The following is a 19,856-nucleotide window of genomic DNA, read 5'->3' on the forward strand; positions in this document are numbered from 1 at the left end:
GGGAGAGTGCGTCATTGTCTGCGACGGATCGCCGCGGCGTCCCGTACTATCCGCGCCGCTCACCTACTCCGAGTGGGTCCACTCGCATTAATGTTGTTGCCCGGAGAACTGTCCGAACGCGACGGAGGTGGCTTTTTGCCGACGGGTGCGGTAGCCGCTGGGGATGAGCGGTGATGTCGCGGTCGGGATCGTCGCCCAGCGTGACAACGATCGTGCACACGAACTCGCCGCACTGCTGGTCGCGGAACTGGAACGGGCCTTCGACGCGGCGGTCGCGGTCGACGAACTCACGGGCGAGACGATCGACGCCAACGGGGTCCCGGTCGCCGAGATAGCCGACCGCGACCTCGCGGTGAGCATCGGCGGCGACGGCACGCTGCTGTTCGTCGCCCGCGAGATCGGGTCCACGCCGCTCGTCGGCGTCAACCTCGGCGAAGTCGGCTTCCTCAACGCCGTTTCGCCCGCCGACGCCGACGGCGTCGTCACCGACCTCGTTCGGGAACTCCGGGACGCCGGCTCCCTCGAGGCCCGCGTGCTCGATCGACTGACGGCGACCGGCCGCGACGCCGACTGGACGCTCGAACCCGCACTCAACGAGGTACTGGTCCACGGTCCGCGTCGCGGCCCGGGTGGCGGGGCGACGATCGAGATCAGCATCGACGGGGAGCCGTACGCCGAGAGCCACACCGACGGCGTTCTCGTCGCGACGCCGACGGGATCGACCGCCTACAACCTCAGCGAGGGCGGGCCGCTCGTTCGACCGGCAGCCGACTCGCTGGTCGTCACACAGATGGCCGCCGCGGACGGCCTCCCCTCCCTGGTCGTCGATGCCGACACCGAGATCGAACTGTCGGTTTCGGACGCCGATGGGGCCTACGCGATCGGCGACGGGCGCAACCGGCAGCCACTCGAGCCGCCCGCGACGGTCACGGTCTCGCTCGCGGACGAACCAGTTCGACTCGTCGGACCCGACCCGGACTTCTTCGACGGGCTCGAGAACCTCGACTGACGGGGCCGATCGCCCTCACTGCCCGACCAGTTGCTCGAGTTGCTCCGGCGGCACCGCGCCGCGGGCCGCGTGCCCCTGGGAGACGAACGTCGGAACGCCAGTCACGCCCTGCCTTCTGGCGTCGTCGAACCGTTCCTCGAGCGTCGCCCGAAGCCCGTCGTCCTCGAGAGCGTCGGTCACGACATCGCCGGGGAGGCCAGCGTCGGTCGCGAGGTCGGCCAACACGTCGGTATCGTCGATCTCCCGACCGTCCTCCCACAGCGCGGCGTAGATCGCCTCGTCGAAGGACGCCCACCGATCGGAGTACTCCCGCTTGACGTGCAGCGAGACCTGCTGTGCCGGAAGCGAGTCGACCTCGATCGCGAGCTCCTGGGCCATCTCCACGTCGTAGCGCTCCTGCAACCGGCGGACGTTCTCTCTGGCCTGGGCGAAGTAGTCGTCGTCTTTCCCGTCGTCCGCGTCGTGATCGATCGTCCCGTCGGGGTTTCGCTTCCCGCGTCGCAAGTCGTAGGGCTGCCAGTCGACCTCCAGGGGCTGGTCCCGGCGCTCGCGATACCGCTCGAGCGATCGCTTTCCGAGGAAACAGAACGGACAGACGTAGTCGGCGTACAGCTCGAGTCGGTCGATCGTGTCGCCGGCACCGTCGGACGCGGGTTCGGACATGGACGGTCGGTAGCATCCGGGGACGGAAAAGCCGTCGGCCCTGCCGCCGGGACGGCCGGTTTCGGTTACCGACCGCTGGCGTCGAGGTTGTCGGTTCCGTCATCCGTCTCGCCGTTACCGTCGCTGTCGCCCTCGCTGGATGGGGCGGACTCGGTTTCGTCGGCCTCCGAGTCGACCGCGCCCGGCAGGTTCGGGTCCCGGTAAGGGTTCCGACCGTAGGCCGGAAGCTCCTCGTCGAGTTGGGACTTCAGGACGCGGCGAAGTCGGTTCAGGCTCGTCGTGTCGAGCCCGTACTCGGCCGCTAGCCGTTCGAACGTCGCCTCGTCGGTGATGTCGTGGGCGCGGTACTGTCCGAACAGTTCTTCCATCCGGTCGGCCGACAGCTCCTGGGCGTCGACGTCGTCCAGCCCGAAGTACGTCCGGCGGTCGACGTCGACGACGTGTCGAATCACCACGAGTGCGACCTTCGGGATCGCCCGCTGGCTCCCGAACTCCGTCAGGTCGATCTCGTCCATGACGCCCAGGGCCAGGTCCCGCTGCCACGGGGTCAGATCGAGGGCGTTACACAGCGCCTGCGTGGTCCGGAGGCGATCGAGTCGATGGGCGCGCTCGCTGTACCCCGGCGTCGCGGCGTGCTGTTCGTCGTGAAGGCGGCGGACGCTTTCCGAAACGTCGGCGTCCGGTGATTCCGCTCGCCCGATCACCGTCGCACTCGGCGTGACGACCCCCCAGCGCCGGACGGTCGAATCCCGTTGAACGTCCGCGCGGGAGAGCGCGCCGGAACCGGGTTTGGTCTCGAGGCGACGATCGGCATCCGGATCGCGGTCCCGCCCGCGGCGACCGCGGACCTCGAGGCCGCCGCCCGCACTGCCGGAGCCGTCCGCGACCGGTCTCGATCGGCCTCGCGAACGGGAGTCGGCACCGTCGTCTCTCATCTCGTGTGTCGGTGAGAGGGGAAGACGGAAAAAGGCTCGCACCCGTCGCAGCGTCGGATATCGGAACTGTTAGCTCCGCTAACCGGTCGGTGATCCCGACCGGTGGTAGGTCTCGAGCGACGGTCACTATGCTGTCGATACCAGTCGCTGGACGAACGAAACGTGCGGCGAGAATCCCGTCGTATCTTCATCTTGTGACCAGAGACACTTAAACGGGAACGGCGGTCGACCGAAGCCCGCCGACTTCCGATCGGCGATCGAACTGCGCTGAGCCGCTCTGTCTCGGCATCAGTTAGTGTCGATCCCGGAAGCGGCGATCAGTTCATCGACGAACTCGTCCAGCCGCGCCGGGTCAGGACCGCTTCGGGCGTGAATATCCGGATCGATCTCGCGGGGCGGGTGAGCGAACTCGCGACCGACTGCATCGCCGATCGTCTCGTCGCCTTCGCCCGCTCGCTTTCGCTCGAGGAGGTCGCGGGCGCACTCGACTCGATCGGACTCGAACACCGCGGGTGCCTGGTCGTCGAGGAACCGTTCGAACGAACAGAGAGGAAGGTCGTGGTCGCCACGTACTCCAGTCGTCCGGAGGTAGCGGGCGTACATCGCCGCGCGATAGATCGTGAGGGTTCGCTTTACCGTTCGTCGCGTCTTCGTCTCGGAAAAACGCTCGTCGTCGGCCGGAACCGTTCGCGGTCCGTCGTCAGTGTGGACGACGTAGGCGTCGCCGTCCTCGAGTTCGCTTTCGGCCCCGGCCCCGCTCTCGTCACCATCCGCGACGAGCGGGTAGACCTCTCCGTCCCGAACCAGATGCTTCGAGACGTACTTCCGGTAGTTGGTCGCTGCGATCGAGCGCCAGTCGTGGTAGAGGTCCATCGGATCGTACGTCACCTCGAGGTACGCCCGCAGCGGCTCGGGATCGAACGCCGTCCGGTAGCGGATCGGACTCCGGAGGAGATCGATCGCGCCCTCGTTCGAGTCGGCGAGCAGTTCGGCGAACCGGTGGACGCCGACCCCCTCGAACTCGATCTCGCCGCGGTCGGCGACGATCGTCTTCGTGGGCTCTTCGAGGTGTGCGTATCGCCGCAGGTCCGCGGGAACGAAGACGAACGCGACGTCGTAGTCGCTTCCCGGGCCGGCCCCGCCCCAGGCGTGACTGCCGCGTGCGACCGCCAGCGGCACGGCGACCTCGTGGCTGCGCTCGAGTTTCCCGAGGTGCTGATCGACGAGGTCGAAGACGCGTTGTGGGACGGTACTCACGGCTGTAGGTGGATAGCGACGCGCGAAAAGCCCTTCGTAGCTTTACCTTGTGACCAGAGGTACTTAAAGGGGAGAGAGATTCGAGATGGCGACGACGGCTACAGTCGGGACTGGCAATCGAACAGTTCTGGAAAATTTCCCGTCGTATCTTCATCTTGTGACCAGAACCACTTAAAGAACTACGGCGGCGAACGGTCACCCCACCTCCCGACGACAGTAGAACTCGAGCGGGTTTCCACGGCGAAGTGACTCGAGGGTGCGAATGTCTCGAGAATCTCCCGTCGTATCTCCACCTTGTGACCAGAACCACTTAAACGAGGACGGCTGCCGAGCTCCGACTCCTCGTTGCCCGCGGGGCCAGTGCGGAAAGTTCGTGTTCCGAAAGGTCTAATCACACCCTCCCCTGAATGCGCCCAATGAGTCACCAGCTGCCCGACGTGCAGGCGACCTCGCCCGACGTTACCGTCGGCCTGAGTCAGGTCGGCGTCACTGGCGTCGAAAAGCTCGTCAAGATCGCCCGCGAGGACGACCGCCCCATCGTCCTCACCGCCGAGTTCGAAGTCTTCGTCGACCTCCCTTCCTGGCGGAAAGGAGCCGATATGAGCCGTAATATGGAGGTCATCGACGAGATTCTCGAGGACGCAACCCGCGACGAGGCCTACCGCGTCGAAGAGGTCTGTGGGGAGGCAGCCGAACGACTCCTCGAGAAACACGAGTACACCTCCTGTGCGGAAGTGTCGATGGAGGCGGAGTTCATGCGCCGCGAGCAGACGCCCGCAAGCGACCGCGAGACCCAACACACCGTCGACATCATCGCTTCCGCGACGGCGACCGACGAGGGGACCCGCGAAGAGATCGGAGCCGAAGTGACGGGAATGACTGTCTGTCCCTGTTCGCAAGGGATGTCCGCCGCGCGAGCGAAACAGACACTCGAGGACCTGGGCGTCGAGGAAGGGACGATCACGCAGTTCCTGGAGGAGGTTCCACAGCCGGGCCACTCCCAGCGCGGACACGCGACGCTGACCGTCGAAGCGGGGGGTGACCCCGACATCGACCTCAACGACGTGATCGACATCGCGCGCGATTCGATGAGCGCGCGGATCTACAACCTCGCGAAACGGCCCGACGAGGACCACATGACCTACGAGGCGCACGCGGACGCGAAGTTCGTCGAGGACTGCGTGCGGTCGATGGCCGAGGGCGTCGTCGACGAGTTCGATCACCTGCCCAACGACGCGGTGATCACGATGAAACAGTCAAACGACGAGTCGATTCACCAGCACAACGCCCACGCCGAGCGAGTCGTCGAGATGGCGACGCTGCGCGGGGAAGTAAACGGCGACGGAAAGTAGCCCAACCCGGAGCGAAACCACCTTCGGGTGGGCTCTTCGACTCGCGTTCGGCGTTCGGCGCGGGCCCGAGCACGATCCACGTTCTATTACTTTCGTATCCGTCAATAATAAAAGAACGCTCGACCAAGCGGACAGTAATCGAGAATGGTCCCAATTCTCGCAGGTACAGGTCGTGGTCACGTAACTGAGTGGCTATCGCCGGGCGCGATCGAATCGGCGGTCGTCACCGCGATCGTCGTGTTGGTCGGCGGGCTGATCCTCACCGCCGAGTCCGAACGTGGTCGCCGAGTGACCGATCGGGTCCGGTACAACCTTTTCGAGACGGCCCTCTATGGGGTCGGTATCACCGTCACGGTGGTCCTGGTCGTGCTCGTTCTCGTCCTCCTGAGGCTTGGGATTCTCGCGCTCCCGTTGTTGATCGGATATCTCGTGGCCCTGGTGCCCGCGACGGTTGTCGGCTACCTGGTCGTCGGACGGCTGGTTTCCGGAAACTGGTTGATCGTCGTCGCTGTGGGCACGGTTGCCGCCGCGATCGCCGCCACGATCCCGTATCTCGGTATCGTGGTCGGGTTCACCGCCACGAGCATCGGCCTCGGGTCGCTGGTCCTGGAGTACGTCCGGACCCACGACCGGGAGTTTACGAGCGAGTTGGTCGACCCCGCGGCGATGAAAGCCCGGATCGGCGTCAGCAGCGACGAGGGAGCCGTCACGCGGTTTCGGATCAGCATCACCTACTGGACGGGAACGTCCCACGAGACGGTCGTGCGATACGTCCACGACCCGACCGAAGACGGGGCAGACGTTACCGAAGACGGGCTGCGAATGTGGGTTCACGGCAACGCGGGCAGTATCGACGTCGAAACCCTCACCGAACCGACGACGCCCCACGACGCCCTGTGGCAGGCCTTCGAGCACCTCGAGACGAACCTCGACGAACTCGTCCGCGAGTTCGAACGCGAACACGGGATCGACGGCGAGGACGCGGAGTGGGACCACGAGGAGCCCCTCGAGGCGGCCCAACTACAAGCGGCACGCGAGACCCTCCGCGAGCAACGAGAGGAAACCGACGCCTACCTGTCGGCTGTCTCCGACGGGCTCCAAGCCGGGTGGGTGCTTGATGTCAGTCGCTAACCGCTAGGGCACCGCTGGGCACAACCCCTAGAACGTCAGGGGCTCGGCTTCCTCCCACCGCGGTACGAACTCCTCCTGTACGTTCGCTGCGAACTCCGGATCTTTCAGGTCGATCATCCCGAACGGATCACCCGACGCGAGGGGGTTCGGAATCTGGATACAGACTTCGACGCCGTCGATGACGTTGAACGATCCCGTCACGTTGTCGCTCGTGCGGACCCTGAAGTCCTCCCGTTCCTGCAGCGACGTACGGTACCGCTCCCCGACGGTCTCCGACAGCGCGTCGACCAGATCGCGACTCATCAGGACATCGACTGCAACACCCCGATCCAGCGCGTTCTCGAGTTCCCGGAGGACGTCTTCGCCCGCGGTCTGCATATCACGCTGTGGAACGGGGTTTGCGGCGATCATCACGATGTCACGATCGGCGGCTGCGAGCCGCTCGAGCAGGAGGTCTTTCGTCTCGTTGGGGCCGACGGCGGCGGTCCAGAACTGTTCTTCGACCGGCTCGGCGGCGTCGAGTTCGTCCGAGAGTTCGTCGACGATCGATTCGTACTGGTCGGCTTTCTCCTCGAGTTCGCGCTTCTTGTCCTCCAGCAGGCGATCGAGAGCGGTCGAGGGTTCGACCGCGACGTACTTTTTCGGTCGACTGGCGGTCTGGCTCCGGACGAGGTTGTACTGCTCGATGCTGTTTAACACGTCGTAGATCCGTCCCATCGGCACGTCGCTCGCGCGTGACAACTCCTTGGCCGTTGTGGGGCCGGTGTTCAGCAGCGATCGGTACGCTCGAGCCTCGTACTCCGAGAGCCCGAGATCCCTGAGACTGGCCATGTTCGAAAGCAACCGGTCGAAGAAACATAAACGCTGTGGTAGTTTGACCCGGTCGGCGCTCGGCCGCGTTCAGTCCGTGAACCTACTCGAGAACGGATTGGACCCGTTCGCTCAACTCGTCCGGAGTTTCGGCCGGCATGGACAGCTCGCTGCCTCGCTCGACCCGGGCCGTTCCGGGCCCACACTCGAGGCCGTCGCGTTCCCCGGCGTCGGGAACGACGACCTTCTCGTGATCGGCCATCCGCAACGCGGCCCGATGGAGGTCCGAGCCTGGCTCGTCGGCGACGTAAATCGCCAGTGGCCCCTCGAGCAGCCGCGAAACGGCCGTCGCGTAGCGGGCGATCTGGACGCCGATCCGATCGCTCGCGCCGGCGAAGTCCTCGAGGGTCTCTCGGGCGCGGGTTCGGTACGCGTCGTCGCCGGTCAGAACCGCGAGCTCGAGCAGGGCGTCGGCGGTGGCGACGTTCGCGTCCAGCGGTCGCAACGGTCGCTCGACCAGCCCGACGCCGTTTGTTGGTCCGTCGTGGAACGAGTCGCCGTCCTGTAGCCGGTCGATCGTCGCGTCGGCGACCGTACGCGCGTCCTCCAGGACCCCTGGATCGAGCGTGCTGGCCGCGGTCGTCAGCGCCGCCAGGGTGCGGGCCTGCGTCGACAGCAGCGGGACGGGGTCGTCCCCTGTCGAGAGCGTCTCCTCGAGTCGGTGTGCGACGACGCCGTCCTCGATCAGTTCGTCCCGAAGCGTGGCGAGCGTCCGCTCGGCATACCGGCGCGCACGCTCGTCGTCGGTGTAGGCGTAGTAGGTACACAGCCCCTCGACGGCGAGGGCGTTCGGGCCGGCGAAGACGCCCTCGTCGATCGGCGGTTCGCCGGCGGCTTCGCGGTCGGTCGCGTCGATCCCGTGAGCACCAGGCTCGCCGGGTGCCTGGCTGTTGGCGAACGCTTCGTGGTCGCCGTTCCACAGCGTCGAGGTGAGATACTCGATGGTCCGCTCGGCGGGGTCGCGGTACTCGTCGCTGCCCGTGTGGAGGTAGGCGTTCGCGAACGCCCGCACGAGGGCGGCGTTCGAGTCGAGCAGCTTCTCCCGCTGGAGCCCCGACCAGTCCCGGTCGCTCGCGAAGCGATGGAAGCCGCCGTCGTACTCGTCGAGCAGGTTCGCACTGACCGCATCGAACGAGCGAAGCGCCATCTCTCGGTCACGTTTCAGCGCAAACTCGAGGGCGTCGGGCAGAGGGAACTTCGGGCTCTCGCCCCAGCCACCGGCGACCTCGTCGTAGGTGTCGGTGAGGTGGCCGAGCATACCGGATTCGATCTCCTCGGTGAGTTCGCCGGCGGGTGGTTCGTCCTCCCGGAGCGGTCGGGGGACGCGGGCCGCGCCGCTGCCTTTCGTCTGCCACATGGTGCGGACGCTGTCGAGCACCTGGCGCATGCCGTCGGGGCCCAGATAGCCCGCTCCGGTTAGCACCTTTCCGTCGGGGGCGAGGAAGACGGTCGACGGGAACCCGCCCATGTTGTATCGATCCCGCACGCGGGGATGGCGGTCGACGTCGACTCGTACGGGGACGAAACTGTCGTTGACGTTCGCCGCGATGCGTGGCTCCGCGTACGTTTCCTCGTCCATCTCGTGGCAGTGATCACACCACGTCGCGGTCAGCGAGAGCAACACGGGAACGTCGGCCTCGCTCGCCTCGTCGAAGGCCGCTTGCCCCCACTCGCGCCACTCGACGCGCGTCGTATCGTCCATACTCGACCCTGGTCTGTCGTGGGGGTAAGCCCTTCGTTCGGTCCCGGTTTCGGTGCTCTGTCGACCTCGAGGCTCCTGGAGGCCAGTCGGACGTGGCCTTCGAGTGAAGCGACTGGAGGTGGATCGATACCGCTCGAACGAGCCGAGAGTAAAGGGTTTTCACCCTCGGTCGGCTATATCGGGGCATGCTCCGGTGGATCTTCGCGCTGTTGCTCATCCCGTTTCTCGATGCCGTCTTGCTGGCGGTCGTCGTCAGCCAGACCGGCGTCATTGGCTGGGCCGGGATGGTGCTTCTGGTCGTCCTGACCGGGCTCGTCGGGATGCTCCTCGTCCGTGCGGAAGGCCGGCGGACGATCCGCAAGATGCAACGCTCGCTGGCCCAGGGGACCCCTCCGACGAACGAACTGCTCGACGGCGGGCTACTGATCGCGTCCGGTGCCTTCCTGCTCACGCCGGGGCTGGTGACTGATCTCATCGGCTTCCTGCTGGTGGTGCCGCTCACCCGAATTCCGATTCGGATGGTGCTCAAGCGATACGTGATCGTCCCGCAGTTGGACAAGAAGACCGGCGGCTTCGCGAGCGGCGTCGTCTGGACCCACGGCTTCCCCGACGACGAGGCTGCCAAGCAAGCCGGTTTCGGCGGAGCCAGCGGTAAACAGGGGGGTCAGGATCGAACCCGAAGCCGAACCGCCGATGGCACCTACGACCTCGGAAGCGACGCCTACACGGTGGATACTGGCTCGAGCGCCAGCACGGATGCCGACGTCCAGTCCGGCACCGGCACCGCCGGAAGCGTAGACGGCACGTCGATCGATCTCGAGGACGACTCGAGCGACTCCGACGACGGGGACGATCCGGCTGCCCGGTAGCGGTTCGCACGGCGTCGCCGGAAAGAAACGTTTAAACATACGACCCGGTAACTACAGAGTGCAGCGAGGAAGCGCGGGCCGGTAGCTCAATTAGGTTGAGCGCCACTCTGATAAGGTGGAGGTTCTCGGTTCAAATCCGAGCCGGCCCACTGAGCACGTACACTTTTCCGGAAGGTTCTGACAGACAGCGACGGCTCTACTGGGTGGTCGGTGACGGTCGTCGCGGCTGTCGGCTGGCACTTGATTGACCTGTAACACTGCGCCAGCCATGTCGTCGACCGATTCGAACGGATGTCAGTGACGATCGTCAAAGCTACCAGTTTCAAACTCACTGCCAAACTGCTGCAAAAGCTAATTCGGTCAGAGTAATGGAAGAAACTAATGACTGAGGGAATAACTGGCGTTACTTATCCCCAGTCTCCGTCAGTTTCGTGCTCCTGAAGAATTGCTTCTTCTCCTTCGTAGACACCGATAACTTGAACTGTATCTCCCCAACTGCCTTCAGACTCAATATTTAGCGTGTCTGCACTGTTGTCGTCGTCGATTACGACTGTATCGCCAACTGACTCAAGACGATCCGTGGAACCACCGGCATCCTCAGTCTCAAGCTCGGCTCCGTCAATTGCGACGTATGCTTCATCAAGCCGTTCAATAGTTCTCAGTTCGACTTCGACCTCCTCGTCGGTATTGTCAGCGCCGATATCAATCCCCGCCATGGGGTTTGCGGTCGTGTCACCGAGGTCCAGAACAAATGTTGCAATCACGGCTGCCAGTATGACAGTGATTGCAACCATTAGGATAACTCTTATTACTGGGGACACTGCCCTCTCGTTTTCGGGATCAGTTGATTCGTTATTATCTATCATATTTGCCGTATTAGCTTAGGACGGCTTCTTCGCCATCGTAGGTTCCGATAATCTGAATGTCGTCCCTGTCACAATCCTCTACATCGTCTTGATCAATCGTTTGTCCAACTTCTGCAGGGTCTTCTTCGTGTTCGCTAGACCCAGCACAGCTAACTTCCCAGGAATCGAGCCGCTCAATATTGTTCAGAGTGACTGACCAGTCGTCATCGTCTGAATAGTCATATTGAATTCCTGCCGAGGGATTAGCGCTCGTGTCACCGAGGTCTAAAACGAACGCCGCAATCACAGCTGCCAAGATCACAGTAATGGCAACCATTAGGATAACACCAATCACAGGCGATACAGCGCGTTCGTCTTTCGATCCGACCAGTTTGTCACGGATTTTCGTTGCGTCGAACATTGATTCTCACAGCACCACTTTCAGCGTGGCCGGAAGGTCTATCCCCCCGCGTCTGGTAGCACGGACCTGCGCGGGGATTGGGGTGCGCCACACACGATCGCCCCGCCACTCCCTTCCTGCCGTCCGGTTTGGTGCTGGTAACAACGAGTTGACTACGGGTACATATATTTACCCCATAGTGTATCTCGATAGTGAAAAAGACAGTTACTACGGTTTCAGGTTTGAGAATCAAGCGGATATAGAACCGTTACAGCACCGGCTTGAAGCAACGCTGTCTGTCGGTTTCCGATTGTGCTTTACTCTGCAACCGACGTGATCTTCGCGTTCTGAATTCACCAGACGACTGGCCGCAAACCGTTCGTCACTGAGGCGGAACCTCACAGCAACCGACGACAGTGGGACCTACACCGACGCCGACGAAGCGCCCAGGAGGTAATACTACTGAACCGATCCCATCCTCCGGGCACCACCCGAAAGCATAGTTCCCGGGCCCGCCAACTTTCGACGATGAACTCCCGTAACGGCTCCGGGACGAACGAGGAAGGCGGGGCAGACGAAACCGACGAAACCGACGGGAGCAACGGAACGAACTGGCGCGAGGCGATCGACGACGTCGACGCTGCACTTATCGACGGCTACCAGAGCGGTATCCCCCTCGAGGAGCGTCCGCTCCGCCGGATCGGCGATCGACTCGAGATCGACGAAACCGCGGTGCGGGATCGGATCGACCGACTCCTCGAGATGGGCGTCTTCCGCCGGTTCGGAGCCGTACTCAACCCGCCGGTGATCGGCTCCTCGACGCTCGCTGCGATCCGGGCACCTGACGCCGACGAGGCGTTCGCCGATGTCGCCGAGATCGTCAACGGCTATCGGCAGGTCAACCACAACTACGCCCGCGACCACGAGTGGAACATGTGGTTCGTCGTCACCGCGGCATCGCGGGCCAAGCGGGACGAAGTGCTCGAGGAGATCGAACGGCGAACCGGCCGGGACGTGCTCGAACTCCCGATGGTCACCGACTACTACGTCGACCTCGAGTTCCCGGTGGTCAACGCCGACCGGTTCGCCCGGGAGTCGGGCGCGGACGGGGTCGACGCCTCGGCGACCCGGATCGGCGAGGACGCCGTCGGCGACCTCTCGGCGTTCGAGGCGGACCTGCTGCTTGCGATTCAGGACGGGTTTCCGGTGTCGACGACGCCGTACCGTGATCTCGCGACGCGACTCGAGGGGGCCGACGACGCCGCCGACGTTATCGATGCCCTCGAGCGACTGCGCGAACGAGGCTGTCTCAAGCGGATCGGCTGTGTCGTCAATCACGTCGTGACGGGGTTCGACGCGAACTGCATGGTCGTCTGGAACGTCCCCGACGACGATCGTGACGAACGGGGCGAGGCTGTCGGCGAGCTGCCGTACGTGACGCTCTGTTACCACCGGCCGCGACGGCCCGAGTACGATTGGCCGTACAACCTGTTCACGATGATCCACGGCCGCGATCCCGACGCGGTCGACGTGAAGATCGACGAGTTGTCGTCCGACCACCTTCCGTACGATCACGAGCGGCTGTACTCGACCGCGACGCTGAAACAGACCGGAGCACGCTACGAGGACCTCGTCGCCGCAAGCGGAGCAAACAACAGGTAGGCAGCTACGCCTCGAACGGTCGGAACCGAAACCTGAGTGTCCCCGTGCCGGGACTCTCGCCAGCCGTCAGCTTCGCAGGAAGGCGTCGACTTCGGCGACGACCGTTTCGGGGGCTTCGCTCGGCCCACCGTGGCTGATGCCGTCGAACTCGACCAGTCGACTGTGTGGAAGCGCCTCGTGGACCGCCCTGGCGCTCTCCCGCAGGAAGTCGGGCCCGTCCGTACCGGTCAGGACGAGAACGGACTCCTCGACGGCGAGGTGGTCGGGGAGTCGGTACCGCTCGACGGCACGGTTCATCCTGAGTACCTCTTCTGCGAGGTCGACACACGCCGGCCAGACCGGCCACTCGTTCAGCCACGCCGCGAGTTCGGCGTCGTCGATTCCGTCCGGGTGAAGCACTTGCTCTACGTATCGTTTGACCGCCTCGCGGCGCTCGCCTCGGTCGAGGTGGGCCGCCATTCGATCGGCGAGGTCGGCCTGTCGTCGGAACTCGTCCGGGAGTATCGCGGGTTCGTAAGCGACGACCGCATCGACCGTCGCGTCCCGCGCGGCTTCGACCGCGGTCAGCGCGCCGTAGGAGTGACCGAAGAGGATCGGCGCTTTATCTCCGTCCAGATCGTCGACGAGCGACTGAACGACGGCGACCTCACGCTCGAGTACGTCGCCGGCACTCGTCTCGGTCGGTGCGTCGAGACAGGTACCGAACCCGGGGCGCTGGGGGACGACGGCGGCGAACTCCTCGTCCAGTAGAGGGACGACTGGCTCCCAGTAGTCCGGCGGAGCCATCCCGCCGTGGAGCAAGACGAGCGGGTGGCCCTCGCCTCGACGTTCGTACGCTATCTCCGTTCCGTCTTCGGATCGCGTCGTTTGCATGGATCGTCCCGTTCGAACGGCATCGGACTAAGTCGCTCTCTCAGTGGTTCGGCAGTTTAAGTGGTGGATGCTACTGCGTGATCGATGCGATGCTCGTCGGCTGCCGGCAACGGACGGACTGGCCCGAGCTCGATAGGCCTCGAGTCGTCGTTTCGACGCGTCCATTATCGTCGGTTGGAACGTCACCGTATGGGACTCGTCGCCGAGTTCGAGATTCGCTGTGATGCGCTTCCGTTGGTCGACATCGCGTCCGTGGTGCCGAACGCGACGATCGTGCTCGACTTGCAGTTCGCCCACGACGAGCGGCCGATGTTCATCGTTACCGCAACTGACGGTCCACGGGCCGTGCTCGAGCAGTCCTTCGACGAGGCCGCCGATGTCGGCGAGTGGTGCCTGATCGGTCGGGCCGGTACGACCCGCCGATATCAACTCGTTCCGGGTCTAAGCCTGGAGGAACAACTCGGGAACCGGGTCAACGACCTCGAGCGACTCGAGGCCCTCGCCACAGCCGAAGCCGTCATCGAACGAATCGAGGTCGAACCGGGCGGCTGGCGACAGACGGGGTGGTTCGCGGATCGAGACGCCTTCGATTCGTTCTCGTCGTTCTGGCAGGACAACGCCGGCTTCCGGCTGCACCGCCTCACCCGTGCACAAGAACCGGAGCCGCCCGGAGAGGGACTCACCGATCCGCAACGCGAGGCGCTCCGAACGGCGTACGAACTGGGTTACTTCGAGATTCCACGACGGGCGTCGCTCGAAGCGGTCGCCGCCGAGCTAGACGTTGCCCCTTCTTCGGCGTCCGAACGACTCCGCAGGGCACAAACGCAACTCATTCGCGAGACGGTCGCGACGACGTGGCCGCCGCTGCCGGACTGAGAGCACGGGTGGTCAGGAGTCGCGCTCCTCGAGGTGCAGATCGCTTCGGGTAGAACTGGTGCCGAACTCGGCGACCAGCCCTGGCCCGTCGATGTCGGCGACCAGATACTCGTCGGTCGATCGTCGGTCGACGACCGGATGACGCTCGGCTCGAGTAATCGCACTTTCGACTTCCGATAGGAACAACTGAAACGCTTCATACACCGATCGACAGCTGTCGTGCGATCGGGTGTGCGATGACTTGCGGTGGCTAGTATACCCTCTCCACTGTGAGACCGGTCGGGCCGTAAGACATCGCACGCAACGAAAATCGCCCGCCGTCTTGGCGTCCGCCCTCGGGGACGCCCGTCCGTGTGGGACGGCATTTCTCGTAGGCCCCCTGATCGGACGAAACTCTTCCCTAACTAGTTTGGCCCGAATACAGCAAACATATATCGAAAAGATTATAATTATATAATAATTTTATAACGACTGTTTTTTATAGAGTGATTGGTGATTAGAGTGCGTTTCAAGTCGTCTCTGCGACTATAAATAGCATGGTCGGAATGGCAAAAATCCGTCTAATCCTATTTCATAGTGGATATAAATCATGTTGGCAATCGAGTGGGTTTGAGTTCGGGCCAGTGGTACCACCTCGGCTGCCAGTCGGAGCTTCGCCGTTCTGGTTCGGCGACGAACACTGCCTATCGTTCGCTCCTGACCGCAGCGAGAGCCACCGGGCCGTTTTCGAGCCGGGACGACTCGCGAACTGACGACCCGCGTTCGAGAGCCTCCACGGGGCTCGCTAAGGGTAGGTACCGCAATACCTATTGTGTGGTTCCCGTAGTATCACGTATGCTGGATTTCGTTCAGCTAGAGCAGGATCTGGACCAGGAAGAGCGGATGATCCGGGACACGGCCCGGGAATTCGTCGAGGAACACGTCAAGCCCGACATCGCCGAGCACTTTGAGGAGGGAACCTTCCCGACCGAACTGATCCCCGAGATGGGCGAACTCGGGTTCTACGCCCCCAATCTCGAGGGGTACGGCTCGCCGAACGTCTCCGAGACCGCGTACGGGCTGCTCATGCAGGAACTCGAGGCGGGCGACTCGGGGCTTCGTTCGATGGCCTCCGTCCAGGGGGCGCTGGTGATGTACCCGATCCACGCCTACGGCAGCGAAGAGCAGAAAGAGGAGTGGCTCCCGAAGCTGGGGCGGGGTGAGGCCGTCGGCTGTTTCGGTCTGACCGAACCGGAACACGGGTCGAACCCGTCGGGGATGGAAACCCACGCCGAACGCGACGCCGACGGCTACGTGCTCAACGGCTCGAAGACCTGGATCACGAACTCGCCGGTCGCAGACGTCGCCGTCGTCTGGGCCCGAGACCGCTCTGCCGACGGCGATCCGGTCCGTGGGTTCCTCGTCGAAACCGATCGCGACGGCGTGACGACCAACAAGATCACCGAAAAACTCTCGCTGCGAGCCTCGATCACCGGAGAGATCGGTCTCAACAACGTTCACGTACCCGAGGAGAACGTCCTCCCCGGCGTCGAGGGAATGAAGGGACCGCTGTCCTGTCTCACGCAGGCCCGCTACGGGATCGCCTGGGGTGCGGTGGGCGCGGCTCGAGACTGCTTCGAGGAGGCTCGCCAGTATGCCCAGGATCGCGAGCAGTTCGGCGGCCCGATCGGCCGGTTCCAACTCCAACAGGAGAAACTCGCCGAGATGGCGACCCAGATCACGCTGGCACAGCTGCTGGCCTACCGCGTGGCCGAACTGAAAGAGCGCGGCGACCTCGAGCCCGCGCACATCTCGCTGGCCAAGCGTAACAACGTCCGCATGGCCCGCGACCAGTCCCGCATCGCCCGCGAGATGCTCGGTGGTAACGGCATCACGACCGATTACTCCCCGATGCGACACATGGCCAACATGGAGACGGTCTACACCTACGAGGGCACCCACGATATCCACACTCTCGTGCTCGGCGAGGAACTGACCGGCATCCCGGCCTATCAGTAGTCCGCCGACGAGCAAAACCGGAGCGTGACCGCTTTCGCTCCGCGTCTGTCGACAGTACGCTCGTCTCACCGTTACCTTCGCTCGAGGGGCCTGGGGCGTTCGATTCGACAGCCACTTCGGTCCAGTCTGCCGCTCCGTTTCTGCCGATCGAGCCTTTCGTTTCGACACTGCCGATCCCGTTTCTCGGCGCTCGCTCGTTCGAAGCGCCACGAACCGGGGACAGGGAACGCCTGACCTGCGAAACACGCGTTTCGATGATGGCGAAACAGCTACGTCCATCGAAATCGATTTGAACGGCCCGTCGGAACTACGACCGAATGGCCGATCCGAACGCGAGTCCCGGCCCCAAACCGAAAGTCGCGCGACTCATCGAGAAGTACGACCTCGAGGGCGTCGGTGCCGACCTCGAGCAGCGGTGGACCCGCGCCGAGAACCGAGAGAGTCTGCGGTCGCTCGCCGACTCGTTCAACGAGCGGTTGGTCCGGACCGCGCTCGCCGAGGTCGGCATCGACACGATCGCCGAAGACGTTTCCCGCGTCTACGCGCTTCTCGCTGGCGAGGCGGGAAGCCGCGGCGAGCGAACCCAACTCGAGCGCCGCCTCGAACGCGAGGGCGTCGACGTCGAGACGTTGACCGACGAGTTCGTCTCCTACGGAGCCGTCAGGTCGTATCTCACTGGTTACCGGGACGTGACGCCACCGTCGTCCGACGACGAGACGGGAGGCGACCGGGAGAACGTCGCTCGAACAATCGAAGGGTTGCGCCAGCGTGCGCTTTCCGTCACGGAGAGCAAACTCGAGCGACTCCGCGAGACCGACCGACTCGAGGTCGGCCCCCATCGCGTGCTCGCCGACGTACAGGTCCTCTGTGAACGCTGTGGCAAGCAGTACGATGTGGCCGACCTGCTCGAGTCCGGCGCGTGTGACTGTTTCGGTGACGGCTCCGGGGAGTAGGGGAAACGTGTAACAGTGGTACTGGTGTTATGGGTATGGAACGGCGACGTTCGTCCGGTCAGATTTCGGTGATCCGATCGTGTTCGTCGTCGATGGCGTTGGCGTCTTCGGGGAGCAACGCGACGACGAGGAAGTCGGTGTACTCGCGGAAGTACTCCACGAGTGCGGCGATCCGGTTCGAGTCCACCGCCTCGAGGGAGTCGAGTAGCATGAACGGCATCTCCTCGTAGACATCGTGGACGAGATAGCCCGCGAGCGCGAAGATCAGACCGGTGACCTCCCGTTCGCTCTCGCTGAGGTGGTCGATCGTATCCTCGTAGGTTCCCTCGTCGGTGCTGCGAACGATGTGGAGATCGAACGCCGTCTGTTCGACCGTGCGGCGGCCTTCACGGACCGTCTCGCCGACCCGTTCGATCCAGATGCGGTCGATGTTGTCGTACTCGAGCACCTCGAGAACGGCGTCCATGTGCTCGTTGAACGAGTCGACCGCCTCGCGTTCGATGCGATCGATCCGGGTTCGAAGCTCCTCGAGTTCGTCACGGATCTCCTCGCGACGCTTCTCGAGTCGCTCTTGCTTCGCCAGCGCGGATTCGATCTCCTCGATCCGCTCGGTCGTCGTCTCGAGATCACGTTCCAGCCGCCCCAGCGAGAACTCGAGGTCGTTCGCGCGCCGATTGAGTTCGAGCAGGCTCTCGTCGTCTTCGGCGGACGTCCCGTCGTCTCCGTCGTCGGCACTGCCCTCGGACTCCGCTTCCAGGTCGGCCGCCTGGGCCTCGAGGTCGTCTATCTCGGTCTCGAGTTCGTCACGGCGCTCGGTCAGCTCCTCGAGTCGGGCCTCCCGGCGTTCGATCTCGGCGGAAACGTCCCCGAGGCGATCGTCGATACGGTCGCGCTCGCGTCGTGTCTCGTCGATCTCGCGGCGATCCGACCGCAGTGATCTGATTCGCTCCTCGAGATCGTCACGTTCGGCGAGTTTGTCCTCCTGAAAGGAGCGCAGTCGATCGATCGTGTCTTCGATCTCGCCGCGCCGAACCTCGCTGCCACAGGTCCAACACTGGACGGTCTCCTCGTCTTCTAAGAGTCGTTCGGTCACCGCGGCGGCGTCGGCACCGCGGTCGTCCCCGTCTTCGCCGGCGAGCAGCGAGCGAATCTCGGGGTGAGACCCCTCGAGCATCTCTTCGTTGAACTGGACGATGCTCTGAAGTTGGCTGACGACGCCGTCGATCTCCTGGGACTGGCGCTGGAGGCGGTCGATCTCCTCGTCGATCGCCTCCCGGTCCAGTGACTCCAGGTCCGGCAGCTCCTCCCGGTCGGCTTCGAGCTCCTCGCGTTCCTCACGCAACGCGCTCAGGCTCTCACGTTCGGTCTCGAGGTCGAACCGGACGTCCTCGAGATCGGACCGGCGTTCGCGGAGTTCGCTCAACTTCGCTTCGAGTTCGTTCTGGTCGTCTTGCCGGCGCTCGATTTCGGACTCGGCCCGCTCGATCGCGTCTTTGACCTCCTGGAGGGCCGTACGTTTCTCGTCGATCCGCTCCTCGAGATCGGTTCGCTCGCGCTCGAGTTGGGGGAGGTCGCCGCTCAACGAGTCGAGACGTTCGAGTTCGTCGGCGATCTGGTCTTTTTCGGCGGTGAGACGGGTGATCTCGGCCTCGATCTCGTCGGTGTCGACGGGCCGCAGGATGATTTCACGGAGGTCGTCGCCGGTCGTGACCGCTCGGCGGGCAGGGTTCGACTCGAGCAAGAACGCGAAGAGGTCCGCGAGTTCTGCGTCTTCGAGGAAGGGCTCGCCGCCCATGACCGTCGTCCCGCCACTGCGGCGTAGCGTCCGTCGGTAGACGTCGTCGCCGATCTCGAGGACGGCTTCACCTTCGTCGGCGTCGGCCTTCAGCGAGGCGTACTCGCCGCCGAGCGCAGCCATAAACGCCTGCAGTAGCGACGTTCGGTTCGTCGCGTTGCGGCCGGCCAGAACGGTAACGCCGGGCTCGAGTTCGACCGTCGTCTCGTCGATCCCCCCGATATTACGGGCTCGCAACGTCGCTTCTCGAGTGATACGCTCCTGTGTCGCCATTGTTCCCATAACCTCCCAGGCAAGTGATAAACCTTTGGTGTAGACCGACTCGAGGGCATCGATTTCTCGGCTTCCGGATATCTGCACTGCTTAGCTGGCACCCGAATTGATAGAATAAACATCACACAACTCAGGTTATGAATGTTTGGTTATAAATTGGAAACATGGATCATATGTGCCTAAAGCCTACTAAATGACATCTACTGGAAGTAGTGGGAGAAATTGGCCTATGTAAATTTTAAGTGTGTTTGTAGAATATGTCTACTCTAAAATGTGTATGAGTATTTACTAACTTCGTTGTTTATTCCGATCGTGACTGGAGTTTATATACCATACCGGAGCCAACGGGGGTATGTCGGACGACTCATCGAGGGCCCGACGTACCGTCTTCGA

At 63.5% G+C, this 19,856-nt stretch carries 18 protein-coding genes and 1 tRNA gene; 9 read left to right on the top strand and 10 right to left on the bottom strand.

Features of this window, described 5'->3' with window-relative positions:
* Positions 1-163 precede the first annotated feature (163 nt).
* Entirely contained in the window at positions 164-1,009 is an 846-nt protein-coding gene (locus C446_RS04935) for an NAD(+)/NADH kinase (RefSeq protein ID WP_006671971.1), read from the top strand.
* 15 nt (positions 1,010-1,024) lie between these two features.
* Here C446_RS04935 and C446_RS04940 read toward each other — a convergent pair whose 3' ends face one another.
* From C446_RS04940 to C446_RS04950, 3 genes are all read right to left on the bottom strand, one after another.
* Positions 1,025-1,672 carry a DsbA family oxidoreductase gene (locus tag C446_RS04940; RefSeq protein WP_006671972.1) on the bottom strand — a complete coding sequence of 216 codons (648 nt, stop codon included), beginning with the start codon at positions 1,670-1,672 and terminating at the stop codon, positions 1,025-1,027.
* A 65-nt stretch (positions 1,673-1,737) separates the two neighbouring features.
* Entirely contained in the window at positions 1,738-2,607 is an 870-nt protein-coding gene (locus C446_RS04945; RefSeq protein ID WP_006671973.1) for a hypothetical protein, read from the bottom strand.
* Between the two features lie 288 nt (positions 2,608-2,895).
* Positions 2,896-3,864: a nucleotidyltransferase domain-containing protein gene (locus C446_RS04950; RefSeq protein WP_006671974.1), complete on the bottom strand. Its 969-nt coding sequence runs from the start codon at positions 3,862-3,864 to the stop codon at positions 2,896-2,898.
* Positions 3,865-4,280: 416 nt separating this feature from the next.
* Here C446_RS04950 and mptA point away from each other — a divergent pair, with 416 nt between their 5' ends.
* Both mptA and C446_RS04960 read left to right on the top strand, forming a co-directional pair.
* Positions 4,281-5,216 (top strand): GTP cyclohydrolase MptA, encoded by a 936-nt coding sequence (mptA, locus tag C446_RS04955; protein WP_006671975.1) that lies wholly within the window; start codon positions 4,281-4,283, stop codon positions 5,214-5,216.
* 144 nt (positions 5,217-5,360) lie between these two features.
* Positions 5,361-6,347, top strand: a complete 987-nt coding sequence (locus tag C446_RS04960) for a DUF7718 family protein (RefSeq protein WP_006671976.1) — start codon at positions 5,361-5,363, stop codon at positions 6,345-6,347.
* 27 nt (positions 6,348-6,374) lie between these two features.
* On the opposite strand, the gene C446_RS04965 is transcribed toward C446_RS04960, so the two are convergent.
* Together C446_RS04965 and C446_RS04970 are read right to left on the bottom strand one after the other, a co-directional pair.
* Positions 6,375-7,178, bottom strand: a complete 804-nt coding sequence (locus C446_RS04965; protein ID WP_006671977.1) for a TrmB family transcriptional regulator — start codon at positions 7,176-7,178, stop codon at positions 6,375-6,377.
* Positions 7,179-7,260: 82 nt separating this feature from the next.
* Positions 7,261-8,919: a DUF255 domain-containing protein gene (locus C446_RS04970; protein WP_006671978.1), complete on the bottom strand. Its 1,659-nt coding sequence runs from the start codon at positions 8,917-8,919 to the stop codon at positions 7,261-7,263.
* A gap of 185 nt (positions 8,920-9,104) precedes the next feature.
* Here C446_RS04970 and C446_RS04975 point away from each other — a divergent pair, with 185 nt between their 5' ends.
* Both C446_RS04975 and C446_RS04980 read left to right on the top strand, forming a co-directional pair.
* Positions 9,105-9,788, top strand: a complete 684-nt coding sequence (locus C446_RS04975; RefSeq protein ID WP_006671979.1) for an FxsA family protein — start codon at positions 9,105-9,107, stop codon at positions 9,786-9,788.
* Positions 9,789-9,863: 75 nt separating this feature from the next.
* Positions 9,864-9,937: transfer RNA gene (locus C446_RS04980), tRNA-Ile, on the top strand.
* 258 nt (positions 9,938-10,195) lie between these two features.
* Here the strand turns inward: C446_RS04980 and C446_RS19840 are convergent.
* Positions 10,196-10,654, bottom strand: a complete 459-nt coding sequence (locus C446_RS19840) for a type IV pilin (RefSeq protein ID WP_083861072.1) — start codon at positions 10,652-10,654, stop codon at positions 10,196-10,198.
* A gap of 10 nt (positions 10,655-10,664) precedes the next feature.
* Complete coding sequence (locus C446_RS04990) at positions 10,665-11,054, bottom strand: type IV pilin (RefSeq protein ID WP_006671981.1); 390 nt, start codon at positions 11,052-11,054, stop codon at positions 10,665-10,667.
* Between the two features lie 507 nt (positions 11,055-11,561).
* Here C446_RS04990 and ahbB point away from each other — a divergent pair.
* Complete coding sequence (gene ahbB, locus C446_RS04995) at positions 11,562-12,695, top strand: siroheme decarboxylase subunit beta (RefSeq protein WP_006671982.1); 1,134 nt, start codon at positions 11,562-11,564, stop codon at positions 12,693-12,695.
* A 66-nt stretch (positions 12,696-12,761) separates the two neighbouring features.
* Here ahbB and C446_RS05000 read toward each other — a convergent pair whose 3' ends face one another.
* Complete coding sequence (locus C446_RS05000) at positions 12,762-13,568, bottom strand: alpha/beta fold hydrolase (RefSeq protein ID WP_006671983.1); 807 nt, start codon at positions 13,566-13,568, stop codon at positions 12,762-12,764.
* 189 nt (positions 13,569-13,757) lie between these two features.
* On the opposite strand from C446_RS05000, the gene C446_RS05005 reads away from it, so the two are divergent.
* Entirely contained in the window at positions 13,758-14,444 is a 687-nt protein-coding gene (locus C446_RS05005; RefSeq protein WP_006671984.1) for a helix-turn-helix domain-containing protein, read from the top strand.
* A gap of 12 nt (positions 14,445-14,456) precedes the next feature.
* Here C446_RS05005 and C446_RS05010 read toward each other — a convergent pair whose 3' ends face one another.
* Positions 14,457-14,648, bottom strand: coding sequence for a hypothetical protein (locus tag C446_RS05010; RefSeq protein ID WP_006671985.1), 192 nt, complete (start codon positions 14,646-14,648; stop codon positions 14,457-14,459).
* 630 nt (positions 14,649-15,278) lie between these two features.
* Here C446_RS05010 and C446_RS05015 point away from each other — a divergent pair.
* Together C446_RS05015 and rdfA are read left to right on the top strand one after the other, a co-directional pair.
* Entirely contained in the window at positions 15,279-16,442 is a 1,164-nt protein-coding gene (locus C446_RS05015; protein WP_006671986.1) for an acyl-CoA dehydrogenase family protein, read from the top strand.
* A 317-nt stretch (positions 16,443-16,759) separates the two neighbouring features.
* Entirely contained in the window at positions 16,760-17,395 is a 636-nt protein-coding gene (gene rdfA / locus C446_RS05020; protein ID WP_006671987.1) for a rod-determining factor RdfA, read from the top strand.
* Positions 17,396-17,453: 58 nt separating this feature from the next.
* Here rdfA and C446_RS05025 read toward each other — a convergent pair whose 3' ends face one another.
* Positions 17,454-19,463 (bottom strand): archaea-specific SMC-related protein, encoded by a 2,010-nt coding sequence (locus tag C446_RS05025; protein WP_006671988.1) that lies wholly within the window; start codon positions 19,461-19,463, stop codon positions 17,454-17,456.
* Positions 19,464-19,856: the final 393 nt, after the last annotated feature.

Source organism: Halobiforma nitratireducens JCM 10879, assembly GCF_000337895.1.
Taxonomy (GTDB): Archaea; Halobacteriota; Halobacteria; order Halobacteriales; family Natrialbaceae; genus Natronobacterium; species Natronobacterium nitratireducens.